This is a genomic window from Noviherbaspirillum sp. (assembly GCF_035944575.1).
Taxonomy (GTDB): domain Bacteria; phylum Pseudomonadota; class Gammaproteobacteria; order Burkholderiales; family Burkholderiaceae_D; genus Noviherbaspirillum.
The window spans coordinates 1-24,289 of sequence record NZ_DASZBA010000154.1 but is presented as its reverse complement, the minus strand read 5'-3'; the positions used below and the strand labels follow the sequence as shown (position 1 = coordinate 24,289).

20 protein-coding genes are annotated in these 24,289 nt (G+C 59.0%); 9 read left to right on the top strand and 11 right to left on the bottom strand.

Going from position 1 to position 24,289, the window contains the following annotated elements:
* The first annotated feature begins 47 nt into the window (after window positions 1-47).
* Window positions 48-959 (top strand): alpha/beta hydrolase, encoded by a 912-nt coding sequence (locus VGU61_RS11110; RefSeq protein WP_326859190.1) that lies wholly within the window; start codon window positions 48-50, stop codon window positions 957-959.
* An 18-nt stretch (window positions 960-977) separates the two neighbouring features.
* Here the strand turns inward: VGU61_RS11110 and VGU61_RS11105 are convergent, their stop codons facing one another.
* Both VGU61_RS11105 and VGU61_RS11100 read right to left on the bottom strand, forming a co-directional pair.
* The gene (locus VGU61_RS11105) at window positions 978-1,859 is read right to left on the bottom strand and encodes a metal-dependent hydrolase (RefSeq protein ID WP_326859189.1); all 882 of its coding nucleotides are present in this window, start codon (window positions 1,857-1,859) and stop codon (window positions 978-980) included.
* A gap of 108 nt (window positions 1,860-1,967) precedes the next feature.
* Complete coding sequence (locus tag VGU61_RS11100; RefSeq protein ID WP_326859188.1) at window positions 1,968-3,287, bottom strand: amidase; 1,320 nt, start codon at window positions 3,285-3,287, stop codon at window positions 1,968-1,970.
* A gap of 198 nt (window positions 3,288-3,485) precedes the next feature.
* On the opposite strand from VGU61_RS11100, the gene purL reads away from it, so the two are divergent.
* Both purL and VGU61_RS11090 read left to right on the top strand, forming a co-directional pair.
* A complete protein-coding gene (gene purL, locus VGU61_RS11095; RefSeq protein WP_326859187.1) occupies window positions 3,486-7,508 on the top strand; it encodes a phosphoribosylformylglycinamidine synthase in 4,023 nt (1,340 codons plus the stop codon).
* Between the two features lie 228 nt (window positions 7,509-7,736).
* The gene (locus VGU61_RS11090; protein ID WP_326859186.1) at window positions 7,737-9,389 is read left to right on the top strand and encodes a response regulator; all 1,653 of its coding nucleotides are present in this window, start codon (window positions 7,737-7,739) and stop codon (window positions 9,387-9,389) included.
* Window positions 9,390-9,478: 89 nt separating this feature from the next.
* Here the strand turns inward: VGU61_RS11090 and VGU61_RS11085 are convergent, their stop codons facing one another.
* The 9 genes from VGU61_RS11085 to VGU61_RS11045 form a co-directional block, all read right to left on the bottom strand.
* Entirely contained in the window at window positions 9,479-9,934 is a 456-nt protein-coding gene (locus VGU61_RS11085) for a response regulator (RefSeq protein WP_326859185.1), read from the bottom strand.
* On the bottom strand, window positions 9,927-12,206 hold the full coding sequence (locus tag VGU61_RS11080; RefSeq protein ID WP_326859184.1) for an ATP-binding protein: 2,280 nt from the start codon (window positions 12,204-12,206) through the stop codon (window positions 9,927-9,929). The genes VGU61_RS11085 and VGU61_RS11080 overlap by 8 nt, the downstream gene beginning before the upstream one ends.
* Before the next feature lie 85 nt (window positions 12,207-12,291).
* Window positions 12,292-12,882 (bottom strand): biliverdin-producing heme oxygenase, encoded by a 591-nt coding sequence (locus tag VGU61_RS11075; protein ID WP_326859183.1) that lies wholly within the window; start codon window positions 12,880-12,882, stop codon window positions 12,292-12,294.
* Window positions 12,883-13,056: 174 nt separating this feature from the next.
* On the bottom strand, window positions 13,057-13,833 hold the full coding sequence (locus VGU61_RS11070; RefSeq protein WP_326859182.1) for a peptidylprolyl isomerase: 777 nt from the start codon (window positions 13,831-13,833) through the stop codon (window positions 13,057-13,059).
* Window positions 13,834-13,953: 120 nt separating this feature from the next.
* Window positions 13,954-14,247 (bottom strand): BolA family protein, encoded by a 294-nt coding sequence (locus VGU61_RS11065; protein WP_326859181.1) that lies wholly within the window; start codon window positions 14,245-14,247, stop codon window positions 13,954-13,956.
* Window positions 14,244-14,864 (bottom strand): septation protein A, encoded by a 621-nt coding sequence (locus VGU61_RS11060; protein ID WP_326859180.1) that lies wholly within the window; start codon window positions 14,862-14,864, stop codon window positions 14,244-14,246. Before VGU61_RS11060 ends, VGU61_RS11065 begins: the two co-directional genes overlap by 4 nt.
* Window positions 14,861-15,280 (bottom strand): peptide-methionine (R)-S-oxide reductase MsrB, encoded by a 420-nt coding sequence (gene msrB, locus VGU61_RS11055; protein WP_326859179.1) that lies wholly within the window; start codon window positions 15,278-15,280, stop codon window positions 14,861-14,863. The genes VGU61_RS11060 and msrB overlap by 4 nt, the downstream gene beginning before the upstream one ends.
* Window positions 15,277-16,782, bottom strand: coding sequence for a protein adenylyltransferase SelO (locus VGU61_RS11050; RefSeq protein ID WP_326859178.1), 1,506 nt, complete (start codon window positions 16,780-16,782; stop codon window positions 15,277-15,279). The genes msrB and VGU61_RS11050 overlap by 4 nt, the downstream gene beginning before the upstream one ends.
* A complete protein-coding gene (locus tag VGU61_RS11045; RefSeq protein ID WP_326859177.1) occupies window positions 16,779-17,576 on the bottom strand; it encodes a Crp/Fnr family transcriptional regulator in 798 nt (265 codons plus the stop codon). Before VGU61_RS11045 ends, VGU61_RS11050 begins: the two co-directional genes overlap by 4 nt.
* A 123-nt stretch (window positions 17,577-17,699) precedes the next feature.
* Here VGU61_RS11045 and VGU61_RS11040 point away from each other — a divergent pair, with 123 nt between their 5' ends.
* The 6 genes from VGU61_RS11040 to VGU61_RS11015 all read left to right on the top strand — a co-directional run.
* Window positions 17,700-18,476, top strand: a complete 777-nt coding sequence (locus VGU61_RS11040) for a class II aldolase/adducin family protein (protein WP_326859176.1) — start codon at window positions 17,700-17,702, stop codon at window positions 18,474-18,476.
* A 26-nt stretch (window positions 18,477-18,502) separates the two neighbouring features.
* A complete protein-coding gene (locus tag VGU61_RS11035) occupies window positions 18,503-19,090 on the top strand; it encodes an HD domain-containing protein (protein ID WP_326859175.1) in 588 nt (195 codons plus the stop codon).
* A gap of 192 nt (window positions 19,091-19,282) precedes the next feature.
* The gene (locus VGU61_RS11030; protein WP_326859174.1) at window positions 19,283-20,935 is read left to right on the top strand and encodes a 3-(methylthio)propionyl-CoA ligase; all 1,653 of its coding nucleotides are present in this window, start codon (window positions 19,283-19,285) and stop codon (window positions 20,933-20,935) included.
* 86 nt (window positions 20,936-21,021) lie between these two features.
* Complete coding sequence (locus VGU61_RS11025; RefSeq protein WP_326859173.1) at window positions 21,022-22,263, top strand: branched-chain amino acid ABC transporter substrate-binding protein; 1,242 nt, start codon at window positions 21,022-21,024, stop codon at window positions 22,261-22,263.
* 294 nt (window positions 22,264-22,557) lie between these two features.
* Window positions 22,558-23,802 (top strand): branched-chain amino acid ABC transporter substrate-binding protein, encoded by a 1,245-nt coding sequence (locus VGU61_RS11020; protein ID WP_326859172.1) that lies wholly within the window; start codon window positions 22,558-22,560, stop codon window positions 23,800-23,802.
* 102 nt (window positions 23,803-23,904) lie between these two features.
* Window positions 23,905-24,289 (top strand): branched-chain amino acid ABC transporter permease (locus VGU61_RS11015; protein ID WP_414691622.1); only part of this gene is annotated, 385 nt, incomplete at its 3' end.

Here is a 24,289-nt window from a genome sequence, read left to right as displayed (position 1 = left end):
TAATCCTTTGCCGATATCCGATTCGTAACTGCACTTCTTCGTTTTACATGCCAAATCAACCATTCGTTTCATCTGCCCTGCAATGGGTGCGTCGTCGCGGCATCCGGCTAGCCGTGATTGCAGGCCTCGGTGTTGCGCTGGCCGGTCCCGGTTGCAGCCATCTTGCACAGAAAGAGCGGGAGCTGACCTTCCGCATCGCCGCCGGCACCGCAAGCTGGTACGGCGGTCTTCCCGAGGGCGTGACCGAATCGGTCCTGCAGGTCGACAATAAGGGAAAGACTGAAAACATCCATACCTGGTGGTGGCCCGCCGACTCTCCGGACGCGCCTGCCGTGCTGTATTTGCACGGGTCGCGCTGGAACCTGACCGGCCAGGCATTTCGCATCGAACAGTTGCATGACTTCGGCTTTTCGGTGCTGGCGATCGATTACCGGGGCTTTGGCCAAAGTGACGGCGGCCTGCCCTCGGAAGAGACGGTGTACGAAGATGCGCGCGTCGCCTGGAAACAGATGGCCAGCCTTCAGCCGGATTCGGCGCGCAGGTTCATCTACGGCCATTCGCTCGGCGGCGCAATTGCCGTGGATCTCGCGGCAGAGCTGAGCAAGTCGGATCAGCCGCAGGCTCGCGGCCTGATCGTGGAATCGTCGTTCACTTCGCTGGCCGACATTGCACGCGCGCTGACATCGGAATGGTTGCCGCTGCAGCTGCTGATGTCGCAGAAATTCGACTCGATCGACAAGATTGACGACGTGCGCATGCCGATGCTCTTCGTGCACGGCACCCGGGACCGTTTTGTGCCGGCACGTTTCAGCCAGGAGTTGTTCGATGCCGCTTCGGGTGAGAAGCGCTTGCTGCTGGTCGAGGGCGGAACCCATAATAACAGCATGCGCGTCGGCTCGGAAGAATACCGGCAGGCGCTCGCCGAAGTGTTCGGGTGGACGCCGCCTGCGCCGTCCTGACTCTCCAATTAAAAACCGTCAGAACGCCATGCTGTCGCCCGGTTGCATCGACAGTACCTTGACCGGCGCGTTGCCCAGTGCGGTGGTGTATTCCTGCGGCGTGCCCTTGAGCACGGGAGTGGTGCCGTAGTGGATCGGGATGGCGAACTTCGGTTTCAGGAAATCCCTGGTGGCGACCGCTGCATCTTTTGGGTCCATCACGAAGTGGCCGCCGATGGGAATCATGACGAGGTCGGGCTTGTAATACTCGCCGATGAATTTCATATCGCCGAATAGTCCGGTGTCGCCCATGTGATAAATCTTGAAGCCGTTTTCCAGCTCGATAATGAAGCCGACCGGCTCCCCGCCGACGTGGGTTTCATCCTTGTCCGTCGCTGGATTGCGCCATACCAGTTCGGAGCTGTGCTCGGCGCGGGTGGCCGTGATCCGCACGCCACCGGGGCCGAAAGGCATGATGGTGCCGCCCTTGCCGAAGCGCTGGGATAACGCCGGAGGCAGGATGCCGAGCGTGATCATCGACTGGTTCATGCCTGCCGGACCGTACACAGGAACGTTATGCATCTTCGCGAGCGCCGGCGCGTCGGCATAGTGGTCGAAATGAGCATGGGTCACGAGGATCAGATCCACCTTGCCGAGCGCCGCAAGATCCTTGTACTGCGGCGGCGTTTTCGGGTTGCTGGTCAGCCAGGGATCGATAACGATCACCTTTCCGCCCGGCGTGGTGATCTTGGTGGCGGCTTGTCCCAGCCATTGCACCTGCGTCTTCCCGCCCTGCGCTGCAGTGGAGGCGGCGGCCGGACCGGCGCCGGCTTGCGTTTGCTGCTGCGGGCCGCTGCATGCGGATACCGCGACGCTGGCGAAAATCACAGCCAACAATTTCATCATGTTCTTATTTGGCATTTGTTGTCTCCGAAGGTGAGGTGGATGTCGGTGGGGCTGTGCCAAAGTATAGAAGTTTTTGCACATTTCATCGTGCCTTGCCTTTCGGGGAGATACCAATGCCGGCGATCATGGTGTAGTCAGCGCGCGTTCAATCGCGAGTGCGACCGCAAGGATGCGCGCGTCCGACATCGCCGGGCCCGCAACGGACAGTCCGACAGGCAATGTTCCTTGCGCATGGCAGGGCATCGATATCGCGCAGCCGTCCAGCAGATTGATGGTGGAAGTGTTGCGCAACAGCAATCCATTGAAATGGAAAAACGTTTCCTCGGAGACCTCCAGCGGCGCCATCTCCGGCGCGACGACCGGCACTGTCGGCATGATCAGCGCATCGTAGGGCGCAAGCGCCTGCTCCATGCGCGCGATCCAGTCACGCCGCCTGCGATGCAGGTCAATATAATCGGCGGCGCTCATCGCGATGCCGGTCTTGATGCGCTTTGCAACGCGAGCGTCGTAATCCGATTCCCGCGCAGCCAGAACGTCGCGATGCCATGTGTACGATTCCGCGCCGGAGAAACGATTGAGTTCGGCTGCTTCCGTCAGAGGCGCAAGCGGTGTCTCGATGATGGCCGCACCCGCGGCCGACAGACGCGACAGGGCGGACGAAAACGATGCCGCGACGTGCGGTTCCAGTGTGTCCAGCACGACGGTGGAAGGAACCATCAGCCGCAGGCCCCGCAGTGGAATCTCGCGAACAGACAGCGTATCGTCCGCAATCACATCGTCGACCGTGACGCAGTCAGCGACGGAACGCGTCATGGCGCATATGGTATCCAGCGTCGTCGAGAGCGGGATTGCGCCGGCGGATGGCACGCGGCGCGCAGTCGGTTTGAAGCCGACAATGCCGCACAAGGCGGCCGGTATGCGGATCGAACCGCCCGTATCCGAGCCGAGCCCCGCGACGCAGAGACCGGCCGCGACCGAGACGGCCGCGCCGGAGGAGGAGCCTCCCGGGATGCGCGCAAGCGTGGTATCGGCAGGATTGGCAGGCGTGCCGTAATGCGGATTCAGGCCGACGCCCGAGAAAGCGAACTCGGTCATGTTGGTCTTTCCGAGAATCGCCGCCCCTGCCTGCCTCAGCCTGGCGACGACGGGGGCATCGGATTGTGCAGGCAGGCGCTCCTTCAGCACCACCGAACCGGCAAGCGTCGTCTCGCCGGCGACATCGAACAGGTCTTTGACGGACACCGGCAATCCGGCCAGCGGAGAAAGCCGGACGCCCGCCGCATGCATCGCATCCGCATGGGAGGCGGCCACGCGGGCGGCTTCGGGATAAAGACGGGTGAACACCGCGGTGGCGGTTTCCGCGTGCGCGATACATTGCTCGATCAGCGGAGCACGGGAAATTGATGCCAGATTGGTTATGGGAGTCGAAATCGGATTTGTCATTCGAATGGCTTGTGTGCAGAAAGGAAGAAAACGATAGCACAGCACGCCTGCCGTAGTTGCCGGCGTTACCAACTGGCGGCATGGGGCGCGCCGTTGGCAAGACGCCATGATGCGGCGTCGCGGTATAATCGCGGTTTCCGAGTCAACCCGCAGCCGGGCTGCCTGTGCCGGCCACGCTGCTTCTTTCCTCTTGCCGCCATGCTGATTCTGCCGGGCTCCTCCGCCCTGTCTGCCTTCCGTACCCAACGTCTCCTATCCCAACTGCAAGCAATCGAACCCGGCATTGTCGGCGTCACCGGTCGCTTTCTCCATTTCATCGACGCCTCCAGGCCGCTGGACGCTGACGATACGGGCCGCCTGAACGCCATGCTCACCTATGGCGAACCGTTCACCGGCAGCGAAGAGGGCGATGAATTCATTGTCATCCCGCGCTTCGGCACGATATCTCCATGGGCAAGCAAGGCGACCGACATTGCCCACAACTGCGGCATGGCGCATATCCGTCGTATCGAGCGCGGCGTTGCCTACCGGATAGCCATGAAATCCGGTCTGTTGGGAGGCAAGAAAAAGCTGCCGGACGCGGCGGTCCAGGCCGTCGCCGCGCTGTTGCACGACCGCATGACCGAGACGGTCCTGCGCGGCGCGAACGATGCCGCTGCGCTGTTCAACGAACTCGAAGCGCGCCCGCTGGCGTTCGTCGATGTCCTGGCGGGCGGAAAGAATGCGCTGGTCGAAGCCAATACGGAACTCGGCCTGGCGTTGTCGGACGATGAGATCGATTATCTTGTCAATGCATTTACTCAGGCCGCACGGAATCCGACCGATGTCGAACTGATGATGTTCGCCCAGGCCAACAGCGAGCACTGCCGCCACAAGATCTTCAATGCCGACTGGACGATCGACGGGCAGCGCCAGGAAAAATCGCTGTTCGCGATGATCCGCAATACCCATCAGTTGCACCCGCAAGGCACGGTGGTCGCCTACAGCGACAATTCCTCCATCATCGAAGGCGCGACGGTATCGCGTTTCTATCCGCGCGGCGCGAAATCGGGCAATGTGTACCAGGACTCGGAAGAGCTGACCCACATCCTGATGAAGGTGGAAACCCACAATCACCCGACGGCCATTTCGCCTTTTCCCGGCGCCTCCACCGGCGCCGGCGGCGAGATCCGCGACGAAGGCGCGACCGGGCGCGGTGCCAAGCCCAAGGCCGGCCTGACCGGGTTCACTGTTTCCAACCTGATGATTCCGCATGCGGTGCAGCCCTGGGAAAACGCGCTCGACGTGACCAAGTCCGCCGAAGCGCGCGAGCTGGCGCGCGGTCAGGCCGGCATCTACGGCAAGCCGGAGCGGATCGCGTCGCCGCTGCAGATCATGATCGACGGCCCCATCGGCGGCGCGGCGTTCAACAACGAATTCGGCCGTCCCAACCTTGCCGGCTATTTCCGCACCTACGAGCAAAAAGCGAACGGCACTGTGTATGGCTACCACAAGCCGATCATGATCGCGGGCGGCCTCGGCAACATCTCCGCCAAGCATACGAAAAAGCACGATCTGCCGGTCGGCAGCCTGCTCATCCAGCTGGGCGGTCCCGGCATGCGTATCGGCATGGGCGGCAGCGCCGCATCGTCGATGGCAACGGGCGCCAATACCGCCGACCTCGACTTCGACTCCGTCCAGCGGGGAAACCCGGAAATGGAGCGGCGAGCCCAGGAAGTCATCAATGCCTGCTGGGCGATGGGCGACGACAATCCCATCCTGTCGATTCACGATGTCGGCGCCGGCGGCCTGTCGAACGCCTTCCCCGAAATTACCAACGACGCCAAACGCGGCGCGATCTTCGACCTGCGCAAGGTGCCGCTCGAAGAGACCGGCATGTCGCCGAAGGAAATCTGGAGCAACGAGTCGCAGGAGCGCTACGTGCTTGCGATCGCGCCGGAAAGCCTGGAATTGTTCCGCTACTTGTGCGAACGCGAGCGCTGCCTGTTTGCCGTCGTCGGCACGGCGACCGAGGAACGCCAGCTGAAGGTCGTCGATCCGCAGCATGGCAACAACCCGGTCGACATGCCAATGGAGGTTTTGCTCGGCAAGCCACCGAAGATGCATCGCGATGTCGTGCATGTGAAGAACGACTTCCCGCCGGTGAACCTGACCGGCATTGCTCTCGACGAGGTTGCGACGCACGTGCTGCGCCTGCCGGCAGTGGCCGACAAATCCTTCCTGATCACCATCGGCGACCGGACCGTCGGCGCCATGTCGGTGCGTGACCAGATGGTTGGGCCGTGGCAGGTGCCGGTTGCGGACTGCGCCGTCACCGCGATGAGCCTCGAAGGTTATCGCGGCGAGGCGATGGCAATGGGCGAACGCACGCCGCTGGCGGTCATCGATGCGCCGGCATCCGGCCGCATGGCGGTCGGCGAGGCAATCACCAATATCGCCGCCGCCTCGATCGTCGACCTGTCCAACGTCAAGCTGTCGGCCAACTGGATGGCGGCATGCGGTCAGCCGGGACAGGACGCGGCATTGTTCGATACCGTGAAGGCGGTCGGCATGGAGCTGTGCCCGGCCCTGGGAATCAGCATCCCGGTCGGCAAGGATTCGCTGTCGATGCGCACGACCTGGCAGGACAACGGAGAAAGCAAATCCGTAACCGCGCCGGTGTCGCTCATCGTGTCGGCGTTCGCGCCGGTGGACGATGTGCGCCGCTCGCTGACGCCGCAGCTGTGCAAGGAGCCGGCCGACACGGTGCTGATCCTGATCGATCTCGGGCGTGGCAAGAACCGCATGGGCGCCTCGGCGCTTGCGCAGGTCATCCAGCAGCTCGGCGACCGTACACCGGACCTCGACCGGCCGGAGGATCTGAAAGCGTTCTTCTCTGCCATCCAGCAGCTCAATGTCGAGCACAAGCTTCTTGCCTACCACGACCGTTCCGACGGCGGCCTGTTCGCCACGCTGTGTGAAATGGCATTCGCGGGACGTTGCGGCGTCTCCGTCAATCTCGATATCCTGACCCTCGAAGGGGAGCATGTCGACGACTGGGGCGATTCCAAGAACTGGGCGACACAGGTCGGCGAGCGCCGCAATGAACTGACGCTGCGCGCCTTGTTCAGCGAGGAGCTGGGCGCGGTAATCCAGGTCCGCGCCGAGCACAAATCCGATGTGATGAACGTCCTGCGCTCCTATGATCTCGGCGCATGCAGCCACATCATCGGGAAGCCGAATCAGAACGATGTCATCGAATTCATGCGTGATGCCAAGGTCATCTACAAGCAGCCGCGCATCGAGCTGCAGCGCGCCTGGAGCGAAACCAGCTGGCGCATCGCGCGCCTGCGGGACAACCCGGCATGCGCGGATGCCGAATACGACCGCATCCTCGATGCCGCCGATCCCGGCATCACGCCGAAACTGACTTTCGATCCGCAGCAGGATGTGGCGGCGCCTTTCATCGCCACCGGCGTCAAACCGAAAGTTGCGATCCTGCGTGAGCAGGGCGTCAATTCCCACGTCGAAACCGCTTACGTGATGCACAAGTCCGGCTTCGTGTCGGTCGACGTACACATGAGCGACCTGATTGCGGGACGGGCGAAGTTAGACGATTTCAAAGGTGTGATCGCAGTGGGCGGATTCTCCTACGGCGATGTGCTGGGCGCCGGTGAAGGATGGGCCAAGACGATTCTGTTCAACAGCAAGCTGGCAGAACAGTTCTCTGTCTTCTTCAATCGCACCGACACGTTTGCACTGGGCATCTGCAATGGCTGCCAGATGATGAGTAACCTGAAGTCGATCATCCCCGGTGCGCACGACTGGCCGAAATTCACCCGGAACAAATCCGAGCAGTTCGAGGCTCGGTTTTCAATGGTCGAGATCGCCGATTCCCCATCGATCTTCATGCAGGGGATGGCCGGTACGCAAACCGCGATCGCCATCGCCCATGGCGAGGGGTATGCGGATTTCTCGCAGACCGGCAATGCCTCGTCGGCCATTACGGCAATGCGTTACATCGATAACAAGGGGCAGGTGACGGAAGCCTACCCCTACAATCCCAACGGTTCGCCGCAAGGGATTGCATCGGTGACCACGCCGGACGGCCGCTTCACCGTGCTGATGCCGCACGCCGAACGCGTGTTCCGTTCCGTCCAGCAGTCCTGGCACCCGGCTTCGTGGGGGGAATGTTCTCCGTGGATGCGCATGTTCCGGAACGCCAGGGTGTGGGTAGGTTGATCAATCTCATGAGTTGATTCCTGATGGCATTGCGAATGCTGATAGGGGGTGGCGGGGCATAGGAAAAATGAATAAAATTCCTGCCTCGCATAGCCGCTTGTTGCATCGGGTTAGCATTTTTCCTCGGTTGATGACAAGTTATACCGGGAACGTTACTTTTGATCATACAAGAGCACGTTCGGCATTTGCAGGTCCCCTGATTCAAGCCCGAAGAATGTGCTGCCACCGATGTTGATCAAAAAAACTCCTTCCCGCGTCCTCCTTATTGATGATGACAGTCTTGCCGCCGAACTGATCCGCCATATGCTTGGCGATGCGGCGGACATCTCCCTCCGGTACGTTTCCGATGCGCGCCAGGCGCAGGCCGCTGCCGCCGAGTTCAAGCCGACCGTTGTACTGGTCGACCTGATGATGCCGTTGATCGATGGCTTCCGTCTGATCCGGCAGTTCCGTGCCGAAGCGGAAACCGAAGATATTCCAATCATCCTGTTATCGTCAGAAGATGGTCCGGAACAGAAAGTCCAGGGATTTGCGGAAGGTGCCAACGACTATCTCGTCAAATGGCCGAACAAGCTCGAACTGGCTGCCCGGGTGCGCTATCACTCCAGCGCCTACCTTGCGCACCGGGAGCGCGATGACGCATTCGTGTCACTGCACGAAAGCCAGGCGGCGCTGCTTGAGCGTACGCGCCAGCTCGAGGAAAGCCAGGCGGCTCTTCACCATGCGCAAAAGATGGAGGCGGTCGGCAAGCTGACCGGTGGCGTCGCCCATGATTTCAATAATGTGCTGCAGATCATCGGCGGCAATCTGCAGCTTCTGAAATACGATACCGCGGACAACGAGGCTGCCCAGCGCCGCATTGCCGCCGCATCGCAAGGTGTTGCGCGCGGCGCGCGGCTCGCGGCCCAGCTGCTTGCCTTCGGCCGCCGCCAGCCGTTGCAGCCAACGGTCATTCACATCGGTGCGCTATTGCGCAGCATGGACGACATGCTCCGTCGCGCCGTGGGCAGCGGGGTTGAAATCGAACTGGCGGTGCCGCAGGACGCATGGAACACGCTGGTCGATGCAAGCCAGCTGGAAAATGTGATCCTGAACCTCGCGATCAATGCGCGTGATGCGATGGGCGAAAAAGGCCGGCTCAGGATCGAGGTCGCCAACGTGACGCTCGATCAGCAGGAAGCCGCGGCGCTCGGACTCGATAACAGCGAATTCCTATCCCTTTCCGTCATCGACAACGGTGAAGGCATGCCGCCCGAGGTGGTGGAGCGGGCATTCGAGCCATTTTTCACCACCAAGCCGAACGGGCAGGGTACCGGGCTGGGCCTGAGCATGGCATACGGCTTCATCAAGCAGACCGGCGGCCATATCGAAATCGATAGTGTTCCGGGGGCGGGCACGACGATCAGGGCGTTGCTGCCAAAGGCCTGCGGGCCGCTGCGTGAGCCGCAGCCGATGGTCATCCGCCCGATGACAGGTGGACGGGAGCGGATTCTGGTTGTGGAAGACGAGCCTGATGTGCGGGTTGCAACGGCGGAACTCCTGTCGTCGCTCGGCTACCAGGTATTGCAGGCGGAAAATGCGCATGTCGCGCTCACCCTGCTGGAGGGGGGCGAGAAAGTCGACCTGATCTTCACCGATGTCGTCATGCCCGGCCCACTCAATAGCGTCGAGCTTGCACAGCGGGCCCAGGTGCTGCTGCCGGGTGTCCAGGTGCTGTTTACCTCCGGTTATACGGAAAACGGCATCGTTCACAAGGGCAGGCTCGATCCGGGGGTCAGCCTGCTTAGAAAACCCTATTCCGAGGAAAGCCTTGCACGGAAGATCCGCCAGTTACTTTGCGGCGATTCGGATGTGAAGGAGAGTGGTGGATCGGCAGAGTAGAGGATGATGGGGCAGCCCCGGCGATGTTTTGCCGCAGTGCCTTGCCCCTTCTTCAGGCGCAGCGCATGCCGCCCGACGGTGTAACAAAATCAGGAACGGCGCATGAAGCGCATTGAACCCGGCGGCGGTTCGTTCAAAACCGCCCAGAAAATACCAAGGTCGGCGATCGCTTTCACGAACTCCTGGAAGTCGACCGGCTTGACCACATAGGCATTTACGCCCAGCTCGTAGCTTCGCAGAAGATCCTGTTCCTCCTTTGACGATGTCAGCATCACCACCGGCAGGCTTTTCAGCGACGGCGTGGAGCGGATGTGGCGCAGCACTTCCAGTCCGTCGACCTTGGGCAATTTCAGGTCCAGCAGAAGCACCGCCGGATTGCCCTCCTGGCGTTTCGCCCAGACGCCCTGCATGCTCAAATAATCCAGCGCTTCCGCGCCGTCCCGCACCACGACCACTTCATTGGCAAGCTGGCTTTTTTCCAGTGCGATCAACGTCAATTCAAGATCGTTGGGATTGTCTTCAACCAGCAGAATCGGTTTAAGCATATCCATCCTCTTCAGTCAGGGGCCGCTGCTTTGGCAGCGAAAAAGAAAAAACGGCGCCGCCGTCGGGGACGCCTTCGGCCCATACGCGTCCACCATGCCGCTCTATGATCCGTTTGACGTTGGCGAGGCCGATACCGGTACCTTCGAATTCTTCCATGCGATGCAGGCGCTGGAATACGCCGAACAGCTTGTGCGCATACTCCATGCTGAAGCCGACGCCATTGTCGCGGATGTGAAAAATATCTTCTATTTCACTATTCTCGTGTGACATGGAAATGACGGGGGTGTCGCGGGTACGCGAGTACTTCACCGCATTTGAAAGCAGGTTGTAGAGTGCGAGCTGCAAGAATGTCGGATCGGCCTGGATGACCGGAAACGGCGAAATCTGCCAGCTCACCCGGGCGCCTTGTGCTTCCTGCATGACGCGGTCCATGGCGGCCTTCACCAGCTCATTCATGTCCGCAGACTGGACCCGGAGTCCGGCTCGTCCCATTTGGGAAAAGCTCAGAAGATCATCCACCAGCTTGCCTGCGAACCGCGCAGAATCCTTGATGTTCTTCAGGAAGCGATTGCTGCGTTCCGATAACTGCTTGCCGTCGAATTCCTGAAGCAGATCGGTGAATCCGACGATATGCCGAAGCGGCGCGCGCAAGTCATGGGACACCGAATAGGAGAACGATTCCAGTTCCTTGTTCGCCCGCCCGAGTTCTTCCGCCAGCTCGGCCATCGCTTCGGCGCGCTTCAGGACGATGCCGAGTACGGCGGTTCGGAACTCCAGCGCGGTTTCGATTTCAGTGTTGCGCCACGGCAGCGATGTCGCATGTACCGTTTCACGCCAGACGGCGAAACTGTTGCGGGGATTGAGCCGCCCGGGGTTCTCGACATCGGCGGCCTTTGCCGCTGCGGTCGGATTGCCGGCCCATTCCACCGTCTGGATGACCTCGGGCCGGAACCAGATCAGGTAGTGCCGGTGAATCTGCGAGATCGGCAAGGCAAGAACGCCGCTCGCCTTCGTCTTGATGCGCTCGCCCTGCGGATAGTGCCGTGTCAGGCTGTCAGTCTGGAAAATATCGCCAGTCAGGTTCGTTCCCAGCCATTCCACCAGCTGCCGGATCTGCTCCTTCGACGGCGCGTCGCCATAGCGCATGATCCTGCCCTCGAATACCAGCGCCGCACCCGAGGCGCTGCCGAAACGCAGCAGCTCATGGGAAATCGACGTCATGTTATCGATGAAATCCGCTCCCTGGCTCAGCGCCGAAAGCATATCGACGACCATTCTTCGCAGATCCAGCCGGGCGTTGTACTCGACGATGTCCTCGCGCGCTTCAATGCGCAGTGCGAGCAGCTGGCCGAGCTGCTCGCACGCGGCCCTGACCTCGAAAGGCACGAATCGGGGTTCGACATGATGACAGGAGATTAAGCCCCACAGCTCGCCCTTTACCACCAGCGAAATCGACATCGATGCCAGCGTCCCCATATTCTTCATGTAGCGCACATGCACCGGCGATACGCTGCGCAGTGCCGAGAATGCGAGGTTGGTCGGCCCGCCGGTAAGCGGATTGGCGGCGGGCACCAATGGCGCCGGAACATAGTTGGCATCGGCAATCAGCCTGATGTGATTGGCCAGATATAGCTCGCGCGCCTGGCGCGGAACGTCGGAAGCGGGGAAGCGCTGATGCAGGTAGGAGTGGTAAGCTTCGTCCTTCGCTTCGGTCAACACATGGCCATGGCCATGTGCATCGAAGCGATACAGCAGCACCCTGCCGAAACCGGTAAGCGACTTGATCTGGTCGACTGCAAGCTGACTCATCGTCTGGACGGAGTCCGCATCGCTGATGCTCGAAATGAACTTGCCCACGACAGGGTAGAGCAGCCGGAAATCGGCACCGGACTGGCGCGATGTCGGCTCGAATTCAAGGATCAGCAAACCGTCGGAGACATGGGCAAGGACGTCAAACGACCCGCTGTGCGCCAACGTCATGGTGCCGAGATAGCAGATGCGCGACTCGATATTCTCGGCAGTGATCCAGGTAAGGAGCTGTTCGCGGTTATTCCTGCCGGTGAGCGCGGCGATATCCTTGCCGATCAATTCTTCAACGGGAACGCCGCTACTAAACAGATAGATATTGCTGCTGGCTTGCAATATCGAAAGATCTTCCCGCCGAACGCCGACCAAAAAACCGTGTGGCTGGATGCTGCCGGGGATATGAATCGGCTCCCGGTCGCACAAGGCGATATCCACCGCTGAATCGTCAATGGGAGAATTGCTCATTGATTGCACCATAAAAAATAGCCGGTTTCGAACTGGCCCTCACACCAAATACATCGAACGCAACGCACGGTCGGCGTGTGCCTTCTCAAGCGGCGCCCCGCAGCTTGAACCATGACGACAACGAAGCAAACGCATCCCGCGCCGCCATCGCCGCCTCGTGTCGTGATGCCTCGTCATTCAGATGTGCCTCGGCACAAGCGACAAAGCTGCGCCATTTGTCCGCGGTCTGCGGGCCGTATCCGAGCAGCCAGCGCGGCGACCAGGAAGACAGGGAATTGGACAGCTTTTTTCGCAGGACTTGTGTGCCCAGTTGCGCACCTTCGATGACATAGGCGGTGCCGATCCGCGCGGCGAGCGTATCGAGGCGGGGTGCGAAACCGCTTGCCGGAAGATCCTCGATTGCGGCATCGTTCATGCCCGCGGCGCGCAGATCCTCTTCGATCCATTGGGATTTTCCGCCACGTTCGGCGGCGCGCATGTTTTCAGGCCATGGCGCGTTCCAGAGCTGTTCTTCAAACGGGGCCATCCAGCCGAGCAGGGCGGCAGCATAAGAAAGATATTCGGATTGTCCTGCGCCGGGAGCAGCCACCAGCAGGGACTGTTCGAGGCCCTGATGCAGGTCGCTGGTTGCTTTCCGCATTGCGTCCAATGCGGAGGCAGGGGGTGATAAATCCATCGTGTTTATTGAGTAAGCGCTTGGAGACAATTCGAGCCGCCTGGGCTCGGCGAGGTCAACAGAATTTTACTACCTGAAATCCCGCTCATTCAACTTGAGCAGCCGCGGCGACCCGCGTTTGCAAACAAAAAGGGCGCTTGTCGAAAAGCGCCCTTTCGCTTGGCGGAACAGCGATTACTGGATCTTCGCTTTTTCGCGCAGCTGCTGCTGGAACGCTTGCAGCTTCTTCTGCTGCAGCGATTCGGCGATCTGCGGTTTGACTTCGTCCATTGCCGGAATCTTGGCGGCGCGGACGTCTTCCAGTTTGATCACGTGAAAACCGAACTGCGTCTTGACGGGAGTTTCGGTGATCTGGCCTTTTTGCAAACCGGTCATCGCATCCGAGAATGGCTTTACGAACGACGCGGGAGAAGCCCAGTCAAGGTCGCCGCCGTTGGCAGCCGAACCGGGGTCTTTCGATTGCTTCGCCAGATCTTCAAATTTGGCGCCGCCTTTCAGCTTCGCGATGATGCCCTTGGCATCCTCTTCCTTTTCAACCAGGATGTGGCGCGCACGGTATTCCTTGTCGCCAGCCTGGGCCTTGAACTTGTCGTACTCGGCCTGGACTTCAGCGTCGCTGACCGGGTTCTTCTTGAGGTAATCGGCGACGAGCGCGCGGATAACGATCGACTGACGGGCAATCTCCACCTGATTCTTTACATCCGGGCTATTGCTGAGGCCCCGCTTGTCGGCTTCCTGAATCAGGATTTCACGGTTGATCAGTTCTTCCTTGACCATGTTGCGAAGCTGCGGCGAGTCCTGCTGTCCTTGCGTCGAAAGCTGCTTGATCAGCGCATCTGCACGTGAAGAAGGAACTGGCTTGCCGTTGACGACGGCAAGGTTCTGCGCCATGGCCGGAAACGCTGCGGCGGCAAGAAGAATCATCAACAGGCGAGCGGGTTGTAAAGTCATTGTTCGGTCCTAATGCGTAATTAATTAAGTGTAGAAGATTGAGTGTCAGTCTCTATACGGGTTAAACAGTCATCCTGGCAGAGCTTACTACAGGTTGAATATCGGTGACGCCTGGCGAAGTCAGTCAGCCACGTCCTGTTTTTTTTGAATTTCGGACGGTGCCAATGCATTGATGGCAAGCGCGTGGATTTCGGCCTGCATCATGTCGCGCAGGCAATCATACACCAGCCGATGTCGCGCAACGCGGTTCAGGCCCTCAAAACGAGCTGATATCAGATGTAGTCGATAGTGGCCGCCACCCGTTGCAGCACCCGGATGACCGGCATGCAGGTGGGACTCATCGGCCAATTGACATTCAAGCGGTGAAAAAGTTGCAACCAGCCGGGAACGTATTTTTTCGAGGCGGTCGCTCAACTTGGGTCCTTGATATGCTTGGAAAGAAACATGCTCTGCGCAATGATGAACGCGAACATCAGTCCAGTGAAGCCGAACAGCTTGAAATTCACCCATATTGCGGTCGAGAACGAGTAGGCGACGTAGAGGTTCAGCACACCCATGACAGCAAAAAAGCCGGCCCAGACCAGATTAAGGCGCTGCCATAACGGGTCGGGCAGCATGATCTGCTTTTCCATCATCAGACGGATCAGGTTTTTCCTGAACAATGCTTGACTAATCAGCAACGCGGCACCGAAGATCCAATAGAGCACCGTCGGCTTCCATTTAATAAAGGTCTCGTTATGGAAGTAGATCGTCGCGCCCCCAAAGACGGTGATGATCGCCAGCGAGACCCAGAGCATGCCGTCAACCTTCTTCCGGCGCAGCAAAAGGTAGCCGATCTGTCCCAGTGTCGCAAGAATTGCAACGGCGGTGGCGAGCATGATCGGCGCCTGATCCAGTGCCGCCACGCCACCCGAAACGATGCCCGCAAGGTCTTCCTGCACAACGGACTGCGCAGCGGCGGGATTGCCTTCCCCCCATTTGAATACGCCGAAAAACAGGATGACGGGGAACAGATCAAACAGGAACTTCATACCGGATTGTCGTCTTTCACAGGTAGTGGATCGAAGCGCAGCGACGCGGAGTTGATGCAATAACGCAATCCCGTGGGGGGCGGGCCATCCGGAAAGACATGCCCGAGATGCGCGTCGCACACATTGCACAGGATTTCGGTGCGTATCATGCCATGGCTGCGGTCGATGCGCTCGACTACGTTGTCGGGATTGAGCGGCTCGAAGTAGCTGGGCCAGCCGCAACCGGAGTCGAACTTGGCATCGGACTCGAATAACGGGGTGTTGCAGCAAACACAAGTATAAATGCCATGCTCATGATGATCCCAGTAGCGGCCGGTGAATGCGCGCTCGGTGCCTGCATGGCGGGTTACCTGGTACTGGATCGGGTCCAGCAGGGATTTCCATTCTTCGTCGCTCTTGCGGATTTTTTCTGTCATGAGGAACAACTCACTTCAAGGTGGCTTGCCCAGTCGGGCGGAAGGGCGGCATAGGCTTCGTTTTCCGGCTGCTCGTCGAAGGGTTTTTCGAGCAGCTTCAAAAGGCGCTCGGTCTCGGAAAAATCCTTGTCCTGTGCTTTCTGGATGGCGACCTGTGCCAGGTAGTTTCGGAGCACATATTTTGGGTTGACCGCGTTCATCGCAATTTTGCGTTGGACATCGTCGCTGTTTTCCTGCCGCAGCCGTGCGCGGTACTGTGTTGCCCAGGCATCGAATGCGGGACGGTCGATGAACAGATCCCGCAGCGGCTCGTCGGCGGACGTATTGTCGAGGGCAAGACTGCCGAGGCGGCGGAAGAACAGCGTGAAATCGACATGGTTGTTCTGCATCAGACCGAACATGGCGTCAAACAACTTGTCATCATCGGGCTGCGAGGAACGCAATCCGAGTTTTTGATGCAGCAGCCGGTCGAAATGTTGCTGGTATTCCGGCTTGTAGACTTCCAGCGCCGCCTGCGTGATATCGACGTCACCGATCAGCGGCAAGAGTGCCTGGCCGAGTGCGTAGCAATTCCATTGGCCGATACCTGGCTGCATCTGGTAGGAATATCGCCCCTGCTGGTCGGTATGGTTGCAGATATGCCGGGCGTCGAACGCTTCCATGAACCCGAAGGGGCCGTAATCGATAGTCAGCCCGAGGATCGACATATTGTCGGTATTCATGACGCCGTGCATGAATCCGACCGCCTGCCACTGCGCCATCAGGCGCGCGGTGCGGCGGGTGACTTCGGCAAGGAACGCTTCATAGGGATTGGCGGCATCGCGCAGCTCAGGATAGCAGCGATCGATGGTGTAGTCGGCGAGTGTCTGCAGCTCGTCCTTGCGGTCGTTGTAGAACCAATGCTCGAACGAGCCGAACCGGATGAAGGTCGGTGCCATGCGCGTAGCGATGGCACTGGTCTCCGGCGTTTCGCGCAGCACGCGCATATCGGAGCCGATGACGCATAGCGCGCGTGAGGTTGGAATGCCGAGCGCGGCCATCGCTTCGGAGCAAAGGAACTCGCGGATGGATGAGCGCAGCACCGCGCGGCCGTCACCCATGCGGGAGTAGGGCGTCATGCCGGCGCCCTTCAGTTGCAATTCCAGTGCGCCGGGGTGCGGAGTGCCCGGGGCGGGAACGTCCCCAAGCAGAAGCGCGCGGCCATCGCCGAGCTGGCCTGCCCATACGCCGAACTGATGGCCGGAGTAAACCGCCGCAAGCGGAGCCGACCCCTCGGGCACCCGATTGCCGGCGAATGTTTCAACGAAAAGCGGATTGTTAAATTCGCGCGTGTCGAAATCAATGAGTGCCGCCGCGGATTCACTTGCACAGACCAGATATGGGGACGGCACCGGTGTCGGCATGAGCCGCGTATAAAACGCTGGAGGCAACCCGGCAAACGAGTTGAGAAACGGTAACGTGTCGGTGCGAAAACTGCCGTTCGGCAGGCCGGGTGCATTCATGTCGGTTCCTTGCTTGGTGGGACGCTGGTAGCACTGGGCCGTGCGTCAAGTCTCACTTTGAACCGGGGCAGCGAGATACGTTCCGGATAGGCGAGGCGAGTCAGTTCGTCCGCCTTCTTGATGGAAACGCGGCCATACTTGGTTTGCACCAGGCCGGCCTGTTCCCAGGTGCGCAGAAGCTTGGCGATGCTCTGACGGGATTTGCCGAGCAGGTGGCCGAGTTCCTCCTGGGTGAGCGGCACTTCGCGTCCGCGGGAAGTCGTGGCGGCGTTCATGGCCGACGGCTCGAACTGCGCGAGTTCGAGCAGCCTTCTTGCCAGGCGCTGCGCCAGCGGCGCGATCGCCGCCTCTTCGACGAGGTCGAATGTCGCTCGCAGGCGCAGGCTCAGCATGCGGGCGAAACGTTCATAAATGATCGGATGCTTGGCCAGCAAGCGCTTGAAATCCGACTTCGCATGGAATAGAACGACTGTGGGTCCGGATGCTCGACCGTCATGTGTTCGCGGCAGGCCATCGAAAATCGACAGTTCGCCGAACCAGTTCGGTGCTTCCAGCACCGCGATGGTGGTCGCATAGCCGTCGGCGGTCGTGCGCGAGAAGCGCACCGAACCGCTGGCAATCGTGTAAAACCCGTCGCATGCCGCCCCCCGCGCATGCAGCAGCGTGCCGTCCTTCACCGCGCGCAGGCTTCCGGCGGCGGCGGCCTCCGCGATGATGTCATCCGGAAAATTGGCCAGCCATGACGAGCGCAGCAGCGCGATCTTATCGATGTCGGGAGTGACCCTGTTTGTCATGGCAAATGTAAAAAAATTGACAGTCTTCCGCAATGGACTATATGGATACTGACCCTATGCGAACGCGTGCGCCGCGTCGCCTCGTATGCAACCCGTATTTTGACAGAGAAGAGGAAACCCGATATGAACGCCCCTGAAAAACTCCAAATCCCCTCGATCCAGGACCGGGTTTCCCCGGAGGAATGGCAAGCCCGTGTTGACCTCGCCGCCTGCTACCGCCTGGTGGCGGACTTTGGCTGGAGCGACCTGGTGTTCACGCATATCACCGCGCGCGTGCCGGGCACCGAGGACCAGTTCCTGATCAATCCCTACGGCATGATGTTCGACGAGATCACCGCGTCGTCGCTGGTCAAGATCGACATCAATGGCAACAAGGTGGAGGACTCGCCATTCCCGGTCAATCCCGCCGGCTTTACGATTCACTCCGCAATCCATGCCGTACGGCATGATGCGCAGTGCGTATTGCATGTTCACAGCATCAACGGCGTGGCGGTGTCGGCACAGAAAAACGGCGTTCTGCCGCTGTCGCAGCAGTCGATCTTCGTGTTGTCGAGTCTTGCCTATCACGATTATGAGGGCGTGGCGCTGAACGACGAAGAAAAGCCGCGCCTCGTCGCGGATCTGGGCGACAAGAACTATCTGATGCTGCGCAATCACGGATTGTTGACCATCGGCAAGACCATCGCGGATGCCTTCGTCAATATGTATATCTTCGAAGCAGCATGCATGATCCAGATCCGCGCCCAGGCAGGCGGCGGGGAACTGATCCCGATTCCGGCGGCGATCATCAACGGCGCGCAGCAGTCGGCGAAAAAGGTCACCAAGTCGCAGGGCGGCATGCTGGCATGGCCCGCACTGTTGCGTCGCCTTGATCGCCTCGATCCATCCTACCGGACCTGATCCCTACAATAACGACGGAGACATTCATGCAAGAGAAAGCCACCTTCCGCGACATGCAGCAGAGCACCGCCGAAGACTGGAAAATCATTTCCAGGGAATTCAAACCTTATGCCGCTGCGCTGCCGGACCGGGTGCTGGCCCATCTTCGGCTGCTGGAAGGCGACTGCGGCGGCTTCGCCGTCGATCGCCTTACCCACAGCCTGCAGACCGCGACCCGGGCCTTCCGCGACGGACGCGACGAGGAATATGTGATCTGTGCGCTGCTGCACGACATCGGCGATACGCTCGGCAGCTTCAATCACCCGGACATCGCTGCGTCGATCCTCAAGCCCTTCGTCAGCGAAGAGAATTTCACCATGGTGGAAAAGCACGGCATCTTCCAGGGCTATTACTTCTTCCATCATCTCGGCATGGACCGAAATCTGCGCGAACAGTTTGCGGGGCAGAAACTGTATGACATCACACTCGAGTTTTGCGAAAAGTATGATGCGCCGGCGTTTGACCCCGATTACGACACCTTGCCCTTATCGTTTTTCGAGCCCATGCTGCGCCGCGTAATGGCGCGACCCAAAAATTCAATCTACAAAGCGGTTACGGAGGAAAAAGTCGCGTAGGTGACATTGATGCGGCGCACCATCGAAAGTCGTTGACGGTTTAGTACGGTCGTTCAAAAATCATGCCTTGATTAGAAAAACCATTCTAATGGGCGTCTAACAAAATGATTGAACGCCAGCGTAGCGTTCTCTGGCAGGCACGCGTCTGCCAGAGGCATTTTGTTAGACGCTCGTATAACGACAGGAGACATGATGGCGCAGTATCCGATGAGCCCCCTGATGGGGCAGATGATGAGCCAGCCTTTGCTCATCTCCAGCATCATCCAACATGCCGACCGATATTTCGGTGCGAATGAAATAGTTTCACGGCGCGTGGAAGGTGACATTCACCGCTATACCTACCGCGATTGCCACCGCCGTTCGCGCCAGATGGCGAACGCACTCGGCGGCTTCGGCGTAAAGATGGGCGACCGCGTCGCCACCCTGGCATGGAACGGCTACCGGCACATGGAGCTGTACTACGCGATTTCAGGTTCCGGCGCAGTCATGCATACCATCAACCCGCGCCTGCATCCCGAACAGATTGCATACATCGTCAATCATGCCGAAGATCAATACCTGTTCTTCGACATGACCTTCCTTCCGCTGGTGGAAGCATTTGCCGCCCACTGCAAGACGGTAAAAGGCTTCGTGATGATGTGCGACCGCGATCGCATGCCGCAGGAAACCAAGGTTCCCAACCTGATGTGCTATGAAGATTTGATCGAGAAAAACTCGGCAGATTATGAATGGCCGCTGTTCGATGAGAATTCCGCGTCGAGCTTGTGCTATACGTCGGGCACGACCGGCAATCCGAAGGGCGCGCTGTATTCCCATCGCTCCACGATCCTGCATTCCTATGCATCGACGATGCCCGACGCACTCAACGTGTCCGCACGAGATGCGGTATTGCCAGTAGTGCCGATGTTCCATGTGAATGCATGGGGCCTGCCGTATTCCGTGCCGCTCACCGGCGCAAAGATGGTATTTCCGGGCCCGGCGCTCGACGGCAAGTCCTTGTTCGAGTTGTTCGAGCAGGAGCAGGTCACCTTTTCCGCCGGTGTTCCCACCGTGTGGCTCGGCCTGCTGACCTATGTCGGCCAGAACAACCTCAAGTTCTCCAGTTTCAAGCGCACCGTGATCGGCGGGTCCGCCTGTCCGCCTGCGATGATGAAAACCTTCCGCCACCAGTACGGCATCGAAGTGGTGCATGCATGGGGCATGACGGAGATGTCGCCTCTCGGTACGGCGTGCACGCTGCAAAGCCGCCATCTGAAGCTGTCCGACGAAGAGCAGCAAGCGGTGCTGGAGAAGCAGGGGCACGCGATCTACGGTGTCGACATGAAGATCGTCGACGATGCCGGCAAGGAACTGCCGTGGGACGGCAAGACATATGGCAACCTGTACGTGAAGGGGCCATGGATCATCAGCAGTTATTTCAAGAATGAAGGCGGCGACGTGCTGGAAAACGGCTGGTTCCCGACCGGCGACGTTGCCACCATCAGCCCCGAAGGCTACATGCAGATCACCGACCGCAGCAAGGATGTCATCAAATCCGGCGGCGAATGGATCGGCACCATCGACCTTGAAAACATCGCGATGGCACACCCTGCTGTTCAGCAGGCTGCCTGCATCGGCATCTTCCATCCGAAGTGGGACGAGCGCCCGCTGCTGGTCGTGGTCAAGAAGCCGGGCGTCGAAGTGACCAAGGAAGAACTCATCAAGTTCTACGACGGCAAAATCGCAAAATGGTGGACGCCGGACGACGTAACCTTTGTCGATGCGCTGCCGATCGGCGCCACCGGCAAGATCCTCAAAAACAGGATAAGGGAGCAGTTCAAGGAGTACAAACTGCCTACGGCATAACTTCTTGCATTCGAATTTCACAGCAACACCAACAGGCCGACGGCCAGTGTTTATTTCAGTATCCACATAAAAGGAAGAGACAGATGATGAAAATGATTCGCCCCTTGGTTCTGGCATGCTCGGTTGCAGCCGCCTTTGCTGCTCCGGCCGCGCACGCAGATACGATCAAGATTGCGATGATCGAAACCATGTCGGGCGCATTTGCTCCGATTGGACAGAACCAGTTGAATACATTCCGTATGTTCACGGAAATGGCGAACCAGCAGAAATGGGCCGGTAACCACACATTCGACGTGCAGGCTTTCGACGGCAAGGGCAGCCCGCAGGAATCGCTGAACCAGCTGAAGACCGTCATCGATCAGGGTTATCGCTTCATCGCCCAGGGCAACGGATCCGGCGTCGCAGCCGCATTGATCGACGCGGTCAACAAGCACAACGAACGTAACCCGGGCAAGGAAATTGTTTTTCTGAATTATTCCGCGATCGATCCGGATCTCACCAACAGCAAGTGCAGCTTCTGGCACTTCCGCTTCGACGCCAACTCCGATATGAAGATGGAGGCGCTGACCTCCTACATGGCGAAGGACCAGAACATCAAGAAGGTCTACATCATCGGTCAGAACTATGCACACGGCCACCAGGTGACGCGTGCAGCGAAGGATTACCTGAAGCGCAAGCGTCCTGACGTCCAGATCGTGGGCGATGACCTGCATCCGATCGCGCAAGTGAAAGATTTCGCGCCTTACGTCGCAAAGATCAAGGCTTCGGGTGCCGATTCGGTCATTACCGGCAACTGGGGCGCCGACCTTGCGTTGCTCGTGAAGGCCGCCAAGGATGCCGGCCTGACCGCGAAGTTCTACACCTATTACGGCGGCACAACCGGCGTTCCGACGGCGATGGGTGGCGCGACCGAAGGATTGGTCAAGCAGGTTGCATACTGGATACCGAACAACGAGACATTCGCCGGCAAGGAAATCGTCGAAGCGTTCAAGAAAAAGTACAACGACGACTTCTATGTCAGCGATATCTATACCATCATGCAGATGGTAGGTAAGGCAGCCAAAGACACGAATTCCGTCGATCCGGTCAAGATCGCCTTTGCCATGGAAGGCATGAAGGTCAAGGCCATCAATGGTGACGTGGAAATGCGTGCAGCGGACCACCAGTTGCAGCAGCCGCTCTACATCTCGACCTGGACCAAGGTCGACGGCAAGAAGGTCAAGTACGATCAGGAGAACACCGGTTACGGCTGGAGCAACGATCAGAAGATCGATAGCTACGTCGCGTCGCAGCCGACCTCCTGCCAGATGAAGCGTCCGTCCAAGTAAGCCGCTTGACGACGATGCGGCAGATAGTTTGCCGCATCGTCCCCGCGGAGATAATCGATGTCATCTAATCCACGCCCCTGAACGTTGAAGCAGGTAGGCGTCGCCATGGTGTGAAGCACCGTGCCGATTTCGTGATCAAGCATTCCCCGCATGCCGAATTGCCTGGAAGCCAGAAGGTTCGGCCTGCGTGAAATGCACCATCATCGCGCAAATCGAGCGCGTAACGTGTCTTAGCTTTACAGCGGGTACAACCGCCGATATTCTATAAACTCAATATCTATAAGGAAGAGACAAATGACACTCAAGTTACGTCCACTCGTAATGGCCCTGTCGGTGGCAGCTGCTTTCTCCTCGGCTGGCGCACAGGCGGAAAACGTCAAAATGGCGTTCATCGATCCTCTCTCAGGCCCCTTCGCACCAGTCGGCCAAAACATTCTCAGAAGCTGGCAACACGTAGCCGAATTGGCCAACAAGGAGAAGTGGGGCGGCGAACATACCTTTGAAGTCGTCGGCTTCGATAACAAGGCCAGCCCGCAAGAATCCTTGACGCAAGTAAAGACGGCGATCGACCAGGGCTATCGCTATCTCATTCAAGGCAATGGTTCCGGTGCGGCAGCCGCGATCCTGGATGCGGTCAACAAGCATAACGAGCGCAATCCCGGCAAGGAAGTCATCTTCATCAACTATGCGGCGGTCGATCCCGATCTGACCAACAGCAAGTGCAGTTACTGGCACTTCCGCTTCGATGCCAACTCGGATCAGAAGATGGAGGCGATGACGACCTACATGCAGCAGAACCAGAATATCAAGAAGGTCTACATCATTGGCCAGAACTATGCGTTCGGGCATCAGGTTACTCGTGCCGCAAAGGACTATCTGAAGCGCAAGCGTCCGGATATCCAGATCGTCGGCGATGACCTTCATCCGATCGGGCAGGTCAAGGACTTTTCTCCCTATGTTGCGAAGATCAAGCAATCCGGGGCGGATACGGTGATTACCGGCAACTGGGGTGCCGATCTGGCGTTGCTGATCAAGGCCGCGAAGGATGCGGGACTGGAAGCCAACTTCTACACGTATTACGGCGCGACCACCGGCGTTCCTACCGCAATGGGCGCGGCCGGCGAAGGCAAGGTGAAGTCGGTCGGCTACTGGAACGTCAACAACGAGAAGTTTGTCGGACAGGAACTCGTCGAAAGCTTCAAGAAGAAGTACAACGACGATTATTATGCGATGGCGACTTACACCGCGGTTGGCATGCTGGCCCAGGCATTCAAGACGGCCAAATCAACCGATCCGGTCAAGGTGGCACCTGCCCTGGAAGGCATGAAGTACAAGAGCCTGAACGGCGAAGTCGAGATGCGCAAGACGGATCACCAGTTGCAGCAGCCTTTGTATATCTCCACATGGACCAAGGTGAACGGCAAGGATGTGAAGTTCGACCAGGAAAACACCGGCTACGGCTGGAAGACCGACGTCAAACTTGATACCTACGTTGCAGCCCAGCCGACGTCCTGCCAGATGAAGCGTCCTGGCGGTTAATCAGTACCAAATGTGCGGCGTGACACCGGGAGGGTGTCGCGCTGCTTTTTTTTCGTTCAAAAAAGTACGGTCGTACAAGAATATTCCGAATAGGGGCACTACGTGGAGTTCACGCTAATTACTTTGCTTAACGGTTTGAGCTATGGGCTCTTGCTGTTCATGCTTTCGTCGGGTCTGACGCTTATTTTCAGCATGATGGGTGTGCTGAATTTCGCGCATGCCAGTTTCTACATGCTCGGCGCTTACTTCGCGTACGCAATCAGTACCACGATCGGCTTCTGGCCCGCACTCGTGGTGGCGCCACTTCTGGTCGGCGTCATAGGCGCGGTTGTCGAACGCTATGGCCTGCGTTCGGTGCACAAATTCGGACATATTCCCGAATTGCTGTTTACCTTCGGCCTGTCGTATGTGCTGGTCGAACTGGTGCAGCTTATCTGGGGCAGGGCGGCCGTGCCTTACCCGATCCCTGCCGAACTCGATCGTTCCC

Bases quoted from the DNA above. Each gene is read 5' to 3' on its own strand.
- VGU61_RS11110 (WP_326859190.1), top strand. From the start codon at position 48: ATGCCAAATCAACCATTCGTTTCATCTGCCCTGCAATGGGTGCGTCGT.
- VGU61_RS11105 (WP_326859189.1), bottom strand. From the start codon at position 1,859: ATGCCAAATAAGAACATGATGAAATTGTTGGCTGTGATTTTCGCCAGC.
- VGU61_RS11100 (WP_326859188.1), bottom strand. From the start codon at position 3,287: ATGACAAATCCGATTTCGACTCCCATAACCAATCTGGCATCAATTTCC.
- purL (WP_326859187.1), top strand. From the start codon at position 3,486: ATGCTGATTCTGCCGGGCTCCTCCGCCCTGTCTGCCTTCCGTACCCAA.
- VGU61_RS11090 (WP_326859186.1), top strand. From the start codon at position 7,737: ATGTTGATCAAAAAAACTCCTTCCCGCGTCCTCCTTATTGATGATGAC.
- VGU61_RS11085 (WP_326859185.1), bottom strand. From the start codon at position 9,934: ATGCTTAAACCGATTCTGCTGGTTGAAGACAATCCCAACGATCTTGAA.
- VGU61_RS11080 (WP_326859184.1), bottom strand. From the start codon at position 12,206: ATGAGCAATTCTCCCATTGACGATTCAGCGGTGGATATCGCCTTGTGC.
- VGU61_RS11075 (WP_326859183.1), bottom strand. From the start codon at position 12,882: ATGGATTTATCACCCCCTGCCTCCGCATTGGACGCAATGCGGAAAGCA.
- VGU61_RS11070 (WP_326859182.1), bottom strand. From the start codon at position 13,833: ATGACTTTACAACCCGCTCGCCTGTTGATGATTCTTCTTGCCGCCGCA.
- VGU61_RS11060 (WP_326859180.1), bottom strand. From the start codon at position 14,864: ATGAAGTTCCTGTTTGATCTGTTCCCCGTCATCCTGTTTTTCGGCGTA.
- msrB (WP_326859179.1), bottom strand. From the start codon at position 15,280: ATGACAGAAAAAATCCGCAAGAGCGACGAAGAATGGAAATCCCTGCTG.
- VGU61_RS11050 (WP_326859178.1), bottom strand. From the start codon at position 16,782: ATGAATGCACCCGGCCTGCCGAACGGCAGTTTTCGCACCGACACGTTA.
- VGU61_RS11045 (WP_326859177.1), bottom strand. From the start codon at position 17,576: ATGACAAACAGGGTCACTCCCGACATCGATAAGATCGCGCTGCTGCGC.
- VGU61_RS11040 (WP_326859176.1), top strand. From the start codon at position 17,700: ATGAACGCCCCTGAAAAACTCCAAATCCCCTCGATCCAGGACCGGGTT.
- VGU61_RS11035 (WP_326859175.1), top strand. From the start codon at position 18,503: ATGCAAGAGAAAGCCACCTTCCGCGACATGCAGCAGAGCACCGCCGAA.
- VGU61_RS11030 (WP_326859174.1), top strand. From the start codon at position 19,283: ATGGCGCAGTATCCGATGAGCCCCCTGATGGGGCAGATGATGAGCCAG.
- VGU61_RS11025 (WP_326859173.1), top strand. From the start codon at position 21,022: ATGAAAATGATTCGCCCCTTGGTTCTGGCATGCTCGGTTGCAGCCGCC.
- VGU61_RS11020 (WP_326859172.1), top strand. From the start codon at position 22,558: ATGACACTCAAGTTACGTCCACTCGTAATGGCCCTGTCGGTGGCAGCT.